Here is a 281-nt window from a genome sequence, read left to right as displayed (position 1 = left end):
ATCTCGTTTTGCCGGAAGAATTGGTCAATCATTATTTAATACATAATGGCGGTATACCTTCAAATAGTTTTTGGATTTTGGAGGATGGCTGTTCTTTATGGGTTAAAAAATTTTTGCCTATAAAATTCCCGGTTGGAACCGAGCGGACTTTGGAAGATAGTTATTTACTGATGGTTGCAAAGAATGTAATGCCCAATGGATTGATGCCGTTTGCCATTGATCATGGGGGAAATTACTTTTGCATCGATACATCTGGCGAAGTTTACTTTTATGCGGTTGAC

Annotated in this window: 1 protein-coding gene; it reads left to right on the top strand. The window is 38.1% G+C overall.

Annotated features, from left to right (window positions below; all coding sequences use genetic code 11):
* Positions 1 to 281, top strand: a 281-nt coding sequence (locus tag CWO84_RS15400; RefSeq protein WP_165786344.1) for an SMI1/KNR4 family protein, incomplete at both ends; no start/stop codon positions are given.

Origin of the sequence: Methylomonas sp. Kb3 (assembly GCF_002834115.1) — a bacterium.
Classification (GTDB): Bacteria; Pseudomonadota; Gammaproteobacteria; order Methylococcales; family Methylomonadaceae; genus Methylomonas; species Methylomonas defluvii.
This window is presented reverse-complemented; position numbering and strand designations above follow the sequence as displayed.